Source organism: Novosphingobium subterraneum, from assembly GCF_000807925.1.
In the GTDB taxonomy this organism is placed as follows: Bacteria; Pseudomonadota; Alphaproteobacteria; order Sphingomonadales; family Sphingomonadaceae; genus Novosphingobium; species Novosphingobium subterraneum.
Window position 1 is genome coordinate 16656 of sequence record NZ_JRVC01000005.1, and the last position, 12713, is coordinate 29368.

At 62.6% G+C, this 12713-nt stretch carries 13 protein-coding genes; 10 read left to right on the plus strand and 3 right to left on the minus strand.

Annotation, left to right across the window (positions count from 1 at the left end):
- Complete coding sequence (locus tag NJ75_RS06095; RefSeq protein ID WP_039332496.1) at positions 1–339, minus strand: SEL1-like repeat protein; 339 nt, start codon at positions 337–339, stop codon at positions 1–3.
- Positions 340–633: 294 nt separating this feature from the next.
- Here NJ75_RS06095 and dksA point away from each other — a divergent pair, with 294 nt between their 5' ends.
- The 5 genes from dksA to NJ75_RS06120 all read left to right on the plus strand — a co-directional run bounded on the left by dksA (position 634) and on the right by NJ75_RS06120 (position 4462).
- Complete coding sequence (dksA, locus tag NJ75_RS06100) at positions 634–1092, plus strand: RNA polymerase-binding protein DksA (RefSeq protein ID WP_039332497.1); 459 nt, start codon at positions 634–636, stop codon at positions 1090–1092.
- 180 nt (positions 1093–1272) lie between these two features.
- Entirely contained in the window at positions 1273–1629 is a 357-nt protein-coding gene (locus NJ75_RS06105; protein WP_174544592.1) for a PilZ domain-containing protein, read from the plus strand.
- Between the two features lie 40 nt (positions 1630–1669).
- Positions 1670–3136, plus strand: coding sequence for an ABC transporter substrate-binding protein (locus NJ75_RS06110; RefSeq protein ID WP_039332500.1), 1467 nt, complete (start codon positions 1670–1672; stop codon positions 3134–3136).
- A gap of 5 nt (positions 3137–3141) precedes the next feature.
- Positions 3142–3570 (plus strand): DUF4112 domain-containing protein, encoded by a 429-nt coding sequence (locus NJ75_RS06115; RefSeq protein ID WP_052242106.1) that lies wholly within the window; start codon positions 3142–3144, stop codon positions 3568–3570.
- 97 nt (positions 3571–3667) lie between these two features.
- Positions 3668–4462 carry an esterase/lipase family protein gene (locus NJ75_RS06120; RefSeq protein WP_052242151.1) on the plus strand — a complete coding sequence of 265 codons (795 nt, stop codon included), beginning with the start codon at positions 3668–3670 and terminating at the stop codon, positions 4460–4462.
- A 297-nt stretch (positions 4463–4759) separates the two neighbouring features.
- Here the strand turns inward: NJ75_RS06120 and NJ75_RS06125 are convergent, their stop codons facing one another.
- Positions 4760–6817, minus strand: a complete 2058-nt coding sequence (locus NJ75_RS06125) for a molybdopterin oxidoreductase family protein (protein WP_039332502.1) — start codon at positions 6815–6817, stop codon at positions 4760–4762.
- Between the two features lie 195 nt (positions 6818–7012).
- On the opposite strand from NJ75_RS06125, the gene NJ75_RS06130 reads away from it, so the two are divergent.
- The 5 genes from NJ75_RS06130 to NJ75_RS06150 all read left to right on the plus strand — a co-directional run bounded on the left by NJ75_RS06130 (position 7013) and on the right by NJ75_RS06150 (position 11928).
- On the plus strand, positions 7013–8446 hold the full coding sequence (locus NJ75_RS06130; RefSeq protein ID WP_039332505.1) for a circularly permuted type 2 ATP-grasp protein: 1434 nt from the start codon (positions 7013–7015) through the stop codon (positions 8444–8446).
- A 16-nt stretch (positions 8447–8462) separates the two neighbouring features.
- Positions 8463–9410: an alpha-E domain-containing protein gene (locus NJ75_RS06135; protein ID WP_039332507.1), complete on the plus strand. Its 948-nt coding sequence runs from the start codon at positions 8463–8465 to the stop codon at positions 9408–9410.
- Positions 9407–10234: a transglutaminase family protein gene (locus tag NJ75_RS06140; RefSeq protein WP_369821047.1), complete on the plus strand. Its 828-nt coding sequence runs from the start codon at positions 9407–9409 to the stop codon at positions 10232–10234. The genes NJ75_RS06135 and NJ75_RS06140 overlap by 4 nt, the downstream gene beginning before the upstream one ends.
- 46 nt (positions 10235–10280) lie before the next feature.
- The gene (locus tag NJ75_RS06145) at positions 10281–11030 is read left to right on the plus strand and encodes a proteasome-type protease (RefSeq protein ID WP_039332573.1); all 750 of its coding nucleotides are present in this window, start codon (positions 10281–10283) and stop codon (positions 11028–11030) included.
- A 277-nt stretch (positions 11031–11307) separates the two neighbouring features.
- On the plus strand, positions 11308–11928 hold the full coding sequence (locus NJ75_RS06150) for a response regulator transcription factor (protein ID WP_039332870.1): 621 nt from the start codon (positions 11308–11310) through the stop codon (positions 11926–11928).
- A gap of 71 nt (positions 11929–11999) precedes the next feature.
- Here the strand turns inward: NJ75_RS06150 and NJ75_RS06155 are convergent, their stop codons facing one another.
- Entirely contained in the window at positions 12000–12668 is a 669-nt protein-coding gene (locus tag NJ75_RS06155) for an extensin family protein (protein WP_052242108.1), read from the minus strand.
- Positions 12669–12713 lie beyond the last annotated feature (45 nt).

Here is a 12713-nt window from a genome sequence, read left to right on the forward strand (position 1 = left end):
TCAAGCCGCCGCGCGTCCTGCCCGCAGCCATTCACGTGCTCGGCGCTGCGCTTCGGCAATCTCGCGCGCGGTCATCTCGTCGGAGACGTCTGCCCGGCATTGGGCAGCTTCGTCATGACCGCCGACGGCTGCAAGGTTGAACCACTTGTGTGCCTCGATCAGGTCGCAGTCCACGCCGTGACTGCCGGTCGAATAGGCAACGCCCAGATCGAACAGCGCGCTCGTGTCGCCTGCAGCGGCGGCAGCAAGGCAAGTTGCCACCAGCATGTCGGCAACATCGCGCGATTCGCTGATCGGTGTCCCTTCCGTGGTAATCAGCTTTATCCAGGTCTGTCCCATAACCTCTACCCCCTGAAAGGAAGGCCGAACCCCCGGTCTTCCGACAGGACGAAGGTCAACGATCTTGGTCAACAAATGGTTAATGCTGAAACAAATCAGCTTTCGGATGAAACAGATTGGGAAAACCCTGTGCGTCTTCTCACGCTTCAGTCGTCATTAATGCATCATGGCCGCCTAAGTGCTTGTGCGCGTCACGGGCCAATCCTATAGGCGCGCGAAGACAAGAGCTTGCACGCCTGACAAGGGAATGATGCAGGCCGGGAGGGGCGGATAGCTTGTTATGCGGAGGGCCGAATGGCTGGGGTCTTGAGTGACGAGATTGACGTTCTGGCAAAAGCGCGTCGTGCGATGCCGAGCGATTATGTTCCCAATGACGACGAACCCTACATGAATGAAGCCCAGCAGGACTGGTTTCGCCGCCTGCTGATGGAATGGAAGAAGTCGATCCTTTCCGCCGCGGCTGGCACGCTGACCGCGCTGCAGGACGGACCGATCCGCGAACCCGACCTCAACGACCGCGCCTCGAGCGAGACCGACTGGGGCATTGAACTGCGCACCCGTGATCGCCAGCGCAAGCTCATCGCCAAGATTGATTCCGCCATGCGCCGGATTGATGAAGGCGAATATGGTTACTGCGAAGTGACCGGTGAGCCCATCGGCCTCGGTCGCCTCATCGCCCGCCCGATCGCGACGATGACAGTCGAGGCGCAGGAAGCGCATGAACGCAGGGAAAAAATTTCGCGGGACATGTGAGGCTGTGGTCCCGGCCATGACCTGTCCGGGACCATGACATTCAGGTTAACAAACCGCCGTGGCAACCTCTTGTTTACCCTCGACGTTTAGGAAAGAGCTACGAATTATCGGTAGTTCGGTGCGTGCCGACCCACATGGGTTGGCATGCGTGGGTTTCCTCGAAGGAAGACAGGACCTTTGGTGACAGACATCGACCATCGGCAACTGGGGCGCGACAGCCTTTTCCTGATGGCCGAAGTGCGCCTTTCCGGGAGCGAGGCCGAGCACCGCGTAAAGGTTCGCAACCTTTCCGCAGGCGGCATGATGGCCGAAGGCGAGATGAAGGTGATGCGGGGAACTCCGGTTCAGGTAAACTTGCGAAACATCGGCTGGGTCGAAGGGGTTGTTGCCTGGATTCAGGATAACCGTTTCGGCATTGCCTTCGTCGAGGAGGTCGATCCCAAGCTCGCTCGCGCTCCCGTCGGCAACGGGCCTTCGACACCGCGTTTCGTGAAGGTCCCGATCGCCACGCAGACGGGGCCATTGCGCAAGATCTGACCTTCTGGACGCTGGCGCGCTGCTGGCTTAGGCTGGCGCCATGATCCCGCGCCATGCCGTTATGACTGCCTTGGCCCTTGCGCTCGGCGCTTGCGACCAATCGCGTGAAGGCACCCTCGAAATTGCCGTGATGGGCAATTCCTCCGCGCTCAAGGAGTCTGGCCAGCGCCTTTCGCCTGCCGCGCAACTCCTGCGCTCCGCCACCCACGAAGGCCTTGTCAGCTTCGATGAGCGAGGCCGCGTTGTGCCCGCGCTGGCCGACCGCTGGATCGTTACCGACAACGGGCAAAGCTACATTTTCCGCCTGCGCGACGGCACCTGGCCCGATGGCAAGCGCATTACCGCCGATGCTGCCGCCGCTGCCCTGCGCAAGACGATTGCCGGGTTGAAGGGCAGGGCCTTGGGGCTCGATCTGGCCGCGATCGACGAAGTGCGCGTGATGGCCGATCGCGTGATCGAGATAGACCTTTCAGCTCCAGTTCCAGAATTGCTGATATTGCTGGCCCAGCCTGAAATGGCGCTGCTGTGGCAGGGCAAGGGCACCGGGCCCATGGCGAAGGGACAGGATGGGGAAGGTGCCAGCATCTTCACGCTCATTCCGCCCGAACAGCGCGGCTTGCCCAAGCAGCCCGATTTCGCGCGGCGCGCGCGCAAGCTTGCACTGACTTTCGCCTCGCCCGACAAGGCTGTGGCTCTTTTCAACGACGGTTACGCCGATGTCCTGCTCGGTGGGCGGATCGATACGCTGCCCCTGGCCGGCTCGATCGGGCTCACGCGGGGCAACGTCCAGCTTGATCCGGTCATCGGCCTGTTTGGCCTGATGATCGATAGCACCCAAGGTTTTCTCGGCGCGTCCGCCAACCGAGAGGCGCTGGCCATGGCGATCGACCGGGAAGCAGTGATCGGCCGCTTCAATATCGGCGGCTGGCAAGGCACCACCCGCGTCGTTTCGCCCGATGTCGAGGATGATCTCGGCACGATTGGCGAACGATGGCAGGGCATGTCGGTCGAGCAACGCCAGAATCAGGCCGCCGGCCGCGTTGCGGCCTGGAAAGGCGCGGGCAAGGCCATCCCGACGCTGAATATAGCCATGCCGGCGGGACCTGGTTCAGGACGGGTCTTCGATCAGCTGCAAAGCGATTTTGCCCGCATCGGCCTGTCGATCCGGCGCGTGGGCGAGCGTGACCGTGCAGACCTGCGCCTCGTCGACATCGCCGCGCGATATGGCCGTGCGACGTGGTTTCTCAATCAGTTGTCATGCACGGTGCAGAAGGCGGTGTGCAGTCCGGTAGGAGACGAGCGCGTGGCCGAAGCCCGCAAATCGATCGATCCGGCAGCCCGTGCCGCATTGCTGGCCGAGGCCGAGGCGGAAATCACTGCGGCCAACGGTTTCATCCCTATCGCCCGGCCCTTGCGCTGGTCGATGGTCCGCAGCGGCACATCGGGCTTCGCGGCGAACCCCTGGGGCTGGCATCCCTTGCCGCCGATGGCATGGCTTCCCAGATAAGGGGCATGGACCACTCCGCTTCCGCCAACCGTCCCCAGCGCATACGCCCGGAATTGCCGGGCATCGGCAACGATCCCGCCTCGGTTCGCCAGCGCGTCGAAATGCTGGAGCGCGTGCTGGAGCGCAGCTTCACCATCCCCGGCATCCGGCGCGAGGTTGGCCTGGACGCGATTGCCGGTCTTGTCCCCGTTCTTGGCGATGTGCTGACCGCCGCGATGGGCGCCTACATTGTGTGGGAAGCGCGCAACCTTGGCCTGCCAAAATGGAAGCTGTGGCGCATGGGCGCGAATGTTGCGTTCGACACTGCACTCGGCGCCGTGCCGCTAGTGGGCGACGCCTTCGACCTGTTCTTCCGCTCGAACTCGCGCAATCTCCGAATTCTGCGCAAGCATCTCGACAAGCACCATCCCCAGAGCCGCGTCATCGAGGGTTGATATCGCGCTCGCTTGTCGATTCTTGACGCGAATTTGAAACAATTGCCAAATGCTGGCGTTCATCGCTGGTTCGGTCGATAGCGGGCAGGCAATGGCAATGATCTTCAATCTTCAGCAAGGGGCGGCGGGACTCGGGCAGGCGACTGCCCGCCTTTCGCTGCTGCGCGAGGAGATCGCGCGGCGCGGAAGTCTTGCCTTGCAGTCGCGCCCTGTGGATGTGCGTGGACCGAAGTGGCAGGCGTTTCTGGGTGAGTTGCGCACGCCGATAGAGCATTGGCAGGCCTCGCGGCAGATGCCTGTGCAAGATGAACCTGCCGGCGAATCGCGCGCTGTGATGCTGCTGCCCGGCTTCGGCACCCATCCGGTGCGGATGAAGCCGCTGCGCCTTGCGCTTGAAGCCGCAGGGCACCGCGTCAGCGACTGGGGCCTGGGCTTCAACTTCGGCCCCACTGAGGACCGCTTCGAACGGCTGTGCGAACGTGTCGTCACCATGGCGCGCAAGGAAGGCGAGCCGCTGGTGCTGGTCGGCTGGAGCCTCGGCGGCCTGTTCGCGCGCGAGGTCGCCAAGGCCCACCCCGAAGCGGTGCGGCTGGTCGTCACCATGGGCACGCCCTTTTCCGGAGACCGCCGCGCCAACAATGCCTGGCGCGCCTACCAGTTGATTGCGGGCCATTCGGTGGACGAACCGCCCATCGGCCGCGACATGGCAACCAAGCCGCCGGTGCCGACTGTCGCCCTGTGGAGCCCCCGCGACGGCATCGTATCCCACCGCTCCGCCTGCGGGCGCAAGGGTGAGCGAGACCTGGCAATTCCAATGCGTTGCACCCACCTGGGCTTCGCCGCGCACCCCGATGTGGCCGCGATGCTGAAGCGGCTGGTGGCTGCCTACTGACGTTGATTTGGCGGAGATGCGGGATCAACGCCAGTGAGCATTGCTGCAACCATGCGCTTAAACATTGGCCAGTATGGTCTGCACGGTGAACTAGGCTTTCGTCCAGCCAGAGCTCGTCTGAACGCTAAAGGTTTGAACTGCAGGTAGATTTCACGCTCTTCAGCTGAGACCAGGACGCCGCCAGTCCACGCATTGGCGTACCATAGCCAACCATCTGGATGCCGTTCAAAAGCTGTCGAAAAGATCGCTCGCTGCCGAGGAGTGATTGTCTTGGTGTGAATTACGATTTCTGCGAGATCAAGCCAGTTCCACTTCCACCGCGATGCCGCTCAGTGCGGCGTTGCCGGAGAGCGGGTCGATTTCGTTCAGCGTGATATCGTTGACGCTGACGCCGGGTTTGCCGAGGGCATTGGCCATGGCGACGCCGGGGAGGGCGTGGCCCCAGCCGTGGGGGATGGAGACGGTGCCGGGCATCATGTCTTCGGTGACCTCGGCAGAAAGCCTTATTTCTCCAGTACTTGAGCGGACCTTGACGGTGGCACCATCAGCGATGCCGCGTTGTTCTGCGTCGGCCGGATTGATCATCACCGTGCAGCGATCGGGGCCCTTGATGAGGCGGCGGCTGTTGGCGAGCCAGGAGTTGTTGGTGCGCAAGTGGCGTCTTCCGATAAGTCTCAGAGAACTAACGGAATTATCATTTTCGGGGATTTCCAACTCTCCGAGGCAAACCATGAACTCTGGTATGGCACAGGCCACACTCTTCGAGGCGGAACGCAGGCGGGCGGGTAACTGACCGGTGGGCGGTGGACCCAGATCGATGCCCGAAGGCGAGGCTTCTACCTGTTGGAGAGTGAGGGCGTAGGGCCCGGTTTGGAGAAGTCCGTCAAGCGCCTCGCGCGGGGTGGGTGCCTGCACTGGTTGCCCGCTGATCGCGCTGGCGAGGCAGCGGAGGATTTCCCAGTCGTGCAAGCTTCCTTCGGCCTGCGGCAGGGTGGGGGGCGAATAGACCGCAATGGTGCGCGCGGCCATGGGCAGGAGGAACAGGCCGTAGTGGTCGCGCTCCAGCGGGCCAGTGGGTGGCAGGACGTAGTGGGCGTGGGCGCTGGTGGCGTTGCGGTAGATGTCTATGGACACCATCAAGTCCAGCGATTCCAGTGCTTTGGCCAGGCGCGAGCCGTTGGGCGTGGACAGGACGGGGTTGCCGGCGACGACGAACAGGGCCTTGATCTGGCCTTCGCCGGGCGTCTCGATCTCCTCGGCCATGGCGGCGGCGGGAAATTCGCCGAGGACCGAGCGGTGGCCGGAAACGCGGGAGGTGTGCTTGCCGATCGAGCCCGGCGGGAGGACGCTGACGGTGTCCACCGCAGCCCGTCCGAACACCCAGCCGCCCTCGCGATCGAGCTGGCCTGAGGCAATGTTTATCAAGGAGATAAGCCAGGCGTTCAGCGTGCCATGCGCCTGCGTGGCGATCCCCATGCGGCCGTAGAGCGCGGCTGGCCCTGCGGCAAAGCGGTCAGCCAGGCGCTCGATTTCAGGCAGGGCGATGCCGCAGGCCGTGGCGCAGGCCTCGCTGTCAAAACGCTGCAGCAGGGCGCCGACTTCGTCGAGGCCGGTGACGAAATCCTGCACGGGGCGGTGGGGTTTGCGCGCCATGACTGCCTTGAGCAGTGCGACGAGGAACCAGACGTCGGTGGCCGGGCGAATGAACAGATGTCTGTCTGCGATCCTGGCGGTTTCGGTGCGGCGCGGGTCGATGACGACGAGTTCGCCACCCCGGTCTCGCAAGTCCTTCATGCGGTTGCGGAAATCCGGGACGGTCCACAGCGAGCCGTTCGACGCCATCGGGTTTCCGCCGAGGATGATCAAAGTCTGCGTGCGGTCCGCATCGGGAATCGGGAACATGCTGGCGTGGCCCCACAGGCGCAGATTGGCGACCTGATGGGGCATCTGGTCGACCGTGCTGGCGGAGAACTTGTTCCGCGTGCGCAGTGCCTTTTCAAGAAAGCCGATGTTGAGCGCGTTGCCATAGGAGTGCGCGTTGGGATTGCCGACGTAGACGGCCGTGCTGCCGGGATCGCGGGCAAGGATGGCGCGGGTCTTCTCGCCGATCTCGGCAAAGGCCTGTTCAAAGCTGATTTCGTGCCAGTCCGAACCGACGCGCTTCAAGGGTTTGCGCAGGCGGTCAGGGTCCTCCTGCAAGTCCTGCAGGGCGGTGCCCTTTGGGCAGATATGCCCGCGAGACAACGGGTTGTCAGGATCACCCTTGATCGAAAGAACCTTGCCGGCTTCGACCTCGATCAGCACGCCGCAGTTGGCTTCGCAGATGTGGCAGGTGCGCTTGTGGACCTGTGGCATCGCCGTTCTCCCGGAACTTTTAGTTGAGCGATTAAGTCTCATTCCAGGCAGGCCGAAGCAAGCGGAATTGCTTGCCAGATTCCATGCCCGATTGCTGCAGGCACGCCGGCTCCAACTTTATTTCGCAGTGCAGCATTGGCGCGCTTGGCAAAGCGGATTCGTTGTGCAAGCTTGGGGTTCAGACGGGATGTGCCTATGAAAACAACCTCGCCCTCGTCCTATGACGAGATGCTCAACGCCGATGGCTCGGTGCGGCCTGCTTACGCTGGATATTGCCAGTGGTACGACGAGCAGCCACCGGATCTGCTAAGACGCAAGGGCAGCGAGGCCGAGGCTTTCTTCCGTCGCACCGGAATAACCTTCAACGTCTATGGCAACGAGGACGCGGAAGAGCGCCTCATTCCCTTCGACATGGTGCCCCGGATCATCACGGCGCAGCAATGGCGCAAGCTGTCGCGCGGGATCGAGCAGCGGGTGCGGGCACTCAATGCCTTTCTGCATGACCTTTACCACCGGCAGGAGATCGTGCGTTCGGGCAGGCTTCCGGCGCGGCTGCTGAAAGGCAACGTGGCGTTCCTGCCGGAGATGGTCGGCTTCACGCCGCCGGGCGGGGTCTACACCCACATCGTCGGCATCGACCTTGTCCGCACTGGCGAGGACGATTTCATGGTGCTGGAGGACAATGCCCGCACGCCAAGCGGCGTCTCCTACATGCTGGAGAACCGCGAGACGATGATGGCGATGTTCCCGGAACTGTTCACTCGTGTTCGTGTGCGCGAGGTTTCGGACTATCCACGCCGCCTTGCCCGCAGCCTCGCCGCCTGTGCGCCGCCCGCGTGCGATGGGAAGAAGCCTGTCGTCGCGGTGCTGACGCCGGGGATCTACAATTCGGCCTATTTCGAACATGCCTTTCTGGCCGATCAGATGGGTGCGGAACTTGTCGAAGGCAGCGATTTGCGAATCGAGAACGGGCGCATCGCAATGCGCACGACGCGCGGGTATGAGCCGATCGACGTGCTCTATCGGCGGGTGGACGACGAATACCTCGATCCGCTGACATTCAATCCCAATTCGGTGCTGGGCGTATCGGGGATCATGGACGTCTATCGCGCGGGCGGGATCACGATTGCCAATGCGCCGGGAACGGGCATCTGCGACGACAAGGCAATCTATTCGTTCATGCCCGAGATCGTCGAGTTCTACACCGGCGAAAAGCCGATCCTGCAGAACGTGCCGACCTGGCGCTGTGCCGAGCCGGAATCGCTGAAGTACGTGCTCGACAATCTTGCCGAACTGGTGGTCAAGGAAGTTCACGGATCGGGCGGTTATGGCATGCTGATCGGGCCGACATCCTCGCGCAAGGAACTGGCGGCGTTCGAGGCCAAGCTGCGCGCCAAGCCCGAGAACTATATAGCGCAGCCCACGCTCTCGCTTTCCACCGTGCCGATCCTGACCAAGGCGGGGCTGGCGCCGCGCCACGTCGATCTGCGCCCGTTCGTGCTGGTCAGCCCCAACGGGATCGACATCACGCCGGGCGGCCTCACGCGCGTGGCTCTGAAGAAGGGATCGCTGGTGGTCAACTCGTCGCAGGGCGGCGGGACCAAGGACAGCTGGGTACTGGACGACTGATGCCTAAGGAAATCCAATGTTAGGCAGATCCGCAAACGGCATTTTCTGGCTGTTCCGCTACCTCGAGCGGGCCGAGAACATCTCGCGCCTGATCGAGGCGGGCTTCCGCATGGCGCTGACCCGCGATGCTTCCGATGCTTCGGACGAATGGCGTTCGCTCATCGTCACGCTGGGGCTGCGGCCGGGCTATGAGGCGCGGTATGGCGCGGAGTACACGGGCGCGCACGTGTTCAATTACATCCTGCGCGACAAGGACAATCCCGGCAGCGTGCTGGAGATGACCGAGATGGCGCGCACCAACGCCCGCATGGTGCGTGGCGGCATCACCCGCGAGGTGTGGGAATCGGTCAACGACGGCTGGATGAAGCTGAAGGAAGCGCTGGCGCGGCCAGTGACCGAGACGCGGCTGGGCGACGTGCTCGACCTTGTACGCCGCCAGTCGACGCAAGTGCGTGGGGCCATGGAAGGCACCATGCTGCGCAACGAGATCTACAACTTCGCGAGGCTGGGCAGCTTCATCGAGCGGGCAGACAACACCGCGCGCATTCTCGACGTGAAGTATTACGTGCTGCTGCCGTCGATCTCCTATGTCGGATCGAGCCTCGACAACGTGCAGTGGGAAAACGTGCTGCGCTCGGTCGCGGGCGAGCGGGCCTATCGCTGGCTCAATGCCGGGCGGATGGACCCGCGGGGCATTGCCGAGTTCCTGATCCTTGATGGCCGTTTTCCGCGCAGCCTGGCGTTCTGCTATTCCAAGCTGCGTTCGAATCTTGCCAGCCTTGCGCGGGAATATGGCAGCGAGATGCATTGCCATGAAATCCTGCGCGATGCCGATTGCCAGTTCCATCAGGCGACGATCGATGCGATCTTCGAGCAGGGCCTGCACGAATTCATCGGCACGTTCATCCGCAACAACACCACGCTGGCGATGCAGATCCAGCGCGATTACCGCTTCATCGATTGAGCCACCGTCCTATGCGTCTCGCCATCGATCATACCACGCATTACGTCTTTTCCGGGCCGGTCAGCCGCGGGCTGCAGAGGCTTCGGTTGAAGCCGAAGACTTCGGCTGGCCAGCGCGTGCTGGAATGGCGGATGTCATTCGAGGGTGCGCAGCTTCAGGTGGAGTACGACGATGCGCACTGCAATCACGTCGCCCTGATTTCGTTCGACCAGGGCGTGCAGGAAGTGACGATCCGGTGTGAGGGGCTGGTGGCCACCAACGACGAAGCCGGTATCATGGGCAAGCATTCCGGCTTTGTGCCGATGTGGCAGTTTCTCGAACCGACCGACCTGACCAAGGTTGGCCCACGCATCCGTTCGCTGGCCTCGGCCGTGCCGCAGGAGGGGAACACGCTTGCCACGCTGCATGCCCTCTCCGCGCTGATCCGCGAGCGGGTCGCATATTCGACCGGGCACACCAATGCGGAGACGACCGCCGAGGGTGCCCTCGCAGCAGGGCGGGGCGTGTGCCAGGATCATGCGCACGTGTTCATCGGCGCTGCGCGGTCCCTGGGCATCCCGGCGCGCTATGTTAGTGGCTACCTGATGATGAATGACCGGATCGAGCAGGACGCCGGCCACGCCTGGGCGGAAGCGCATGTCGAAGGGCTGGGCTGGGTCGGTTTTGACGTGTCCAACGGCATCAGCCCCGATGCCCGCTATGTCCGCGTGGCGACCGGTCGTGACTATCAGGATGCAGCCCCAATCACAGGTATCCGATACGGCGCACTTGACGAAACGATGCATGTGAAGCTTGCCGTGGAACAGCAGCGTGTGGAACAATAGGCCACACCATTTTTAGTTTGAGTCCAGGCGGGATCGGGGCAGGGCGATGACATATTGCGTGGGGATGATCCTCGACAAGGGCCTGGTGATGATGAGCGACACCCGGACCAATTCGGGCGTCGACAACATATCCGTATTCCGGAAGATGCATCATTGGTCCGTTCCCGGAGAACGGCAGATCACGATCATGACGGCCGGCAATCTGGCAACGACGCAGGCCGTCATCTCGCAGCTCGAGGAGCGCAACAAGGCGCCGAGCGACCGGCGACCATCGATCCTCGAGGCGCCGACGATGTTCCAGGTGGCGACGCTTGTCGGCAACCTCCTGCGCAACGTGATAGAAGGGCGGCAGGACAACGGAATGCGGTCGGAAGGGCCGCGCTTCACTGCTTCGATGATCGTGGCCGGGCAGATCCAGGACATGGAGCCGCGGCTGTTCATGATCTACCCGGAGGGGAACTTCATCGAGGCGAGCTTCGATACGCCGTTCTTCCAGATCGGCGAGACAAAGTACGGCCGACCGATCCTGCTTCGCGGCTACGATCGGTCCATGAGTTTCGAGGACGCAGTGAAGCTGCTGATGGTCTCGTTCGATTCAACGGTGGCGGCAAATCTTTCGGTAGGTCTGCCGTTCGATCTGCTCGTCATGGAGCGTGATCGGTTCGAGCCGCTGCACCAGCGTCGCATTCTTGCCAGCGACCCCTATTTCAAATCCATCTCTTCCAGCTGGAGCGAAGCTCTGCGGCAGGCATTCCATTCGCTACCGGATTACAAGTTCGACATCGGCGTGGGGTAATTCTGTAATCTCGATTCGAGAATGGTGATTCGAAAACGTCCAGTCTGGTTAATGACGACCTTTCAAGACGTCCTTAAGTGCTGGATCTCGCTACGAAAAACACGTGAATTTCGTGTGCTGCATCACATTTCTTGGTTAACGTCGCCCTAAATGCTCCGTTCCGGAAGCGTTCATCCTAAGGAAAAACCTTTATAGCGGGCCGATGAACGTCAGTTCTGGTTCATTACGAAGCTAACCCAAGTGGCAAAGTCAAAAAATCAGGCGCTTAATGAGCGTCATGGTTGATCGTGTCACTCTTCACATCCTCGATGGGGATTCCGCCCGCAGGGCTCAATTGGCCCGGCTTGCCTTCGCTGCCGGCCATCACGCCGAGATTTACGCCAATGCTGAGGAACTGCTGGCGCATGCACCTTCCGGCGGCCTTGTCCTGGCCCAGGACGAGCCGGTGGGAGAAGGCATCCCGCGGCTCATTTCGGTGATGATGCAGGCGGGCCACTGGCTGCCGGTCATCGCAATTGCCGAGCCACCCCAGACGGCAGCGGTGGTCCGTGCGATAAAGGCCGGTGCGCTTGATTATCTCGCCATGCCGACGCAGATCGGCCCCCTGAATGAAGCCGTCGCCCGCGCCAGCCGCGAAGCCGAAGCCTACCGCGCCCAGCGCGCCCGTGCTGCCGAAGCGCGCCAGCGCATTGCCCGCCTTTCGTTGCGTGAACGTGAAGTCCTCGATCGCCTTGCCGAAGGGCAGAGCAACAAGGCAATTGCGCGTGAGCTCGACATCAGCCCGCGCACGGTGGAGATCCACCGCATGAAGATGATGGGCAAGCTTGGCGCCCGCCATGCCGCCGAAGCGGTCCGCCTGCGGATCGAGGCGACCGGACTGGACGACGTCGCGGCCTGACGCAATTTGGCACGATTGACCGGAACGCGAAGGGCGGGGGGCAACCTCCGCCCTTTGCTTTTACGCCAGCTTTAGCGGCAGAACGACTTGAGGCCGCCCGGTTCGAGATGCAGATGATCGCGGTGGGCAGCGTTGTAATCCGGGGTCAGCACGGTGCCGAAGCGCTTGCATGCGCTGTCGCGGATCGTGCGCAGAAAGGCCCGAACCTGCGGTGAGGGGGAGTTCCAGTCATTGACGATGCTGATCCGTCGGCCATCGGCCAGGCGGAAGGCGGCGATGTCGATGGCATTGGCCGTGGCGTGCGCGGATAAGCGGCTGGTGCCCGCAACATTGCGGCAGGAATAACTGCCCATGGTCTCGATCCGCTGGAGCGGGCTGCCAAGGATCTGGCGGGCAGCACGGTCCACCCCGAAACGCGCCCAACCTTGCAGCGCGTTTGCGGCCGGGCAGGACACCGGGCCGAGATTGGTGATGTTCAGCAGGCCATTGTCAGCACGCAGGGACTCAAGCCTGACCGTGCCGAGAGTCGAGCAGCCTGCGCCGTAGTATTGGTCGGCGAGCGGGGTGAAGCGGGCTTGCGCAGCGCCAAGATTGGCGAGACAGGCCCGAGTCTGCGGGGACTGGCTGAGCGAGGCTCCAGTGCTCGAGCGCGAAGGCTTGCGCACCGGCTGCTCGGGAGACCCTACGCACCCGGCAGTCAAGGCGGTCAGCGATAAGGCGATGAGTACGCGCCGGACCATGACCCAAGGATACTGGCAATCACACGGCTTGCACAGCACGCAGAC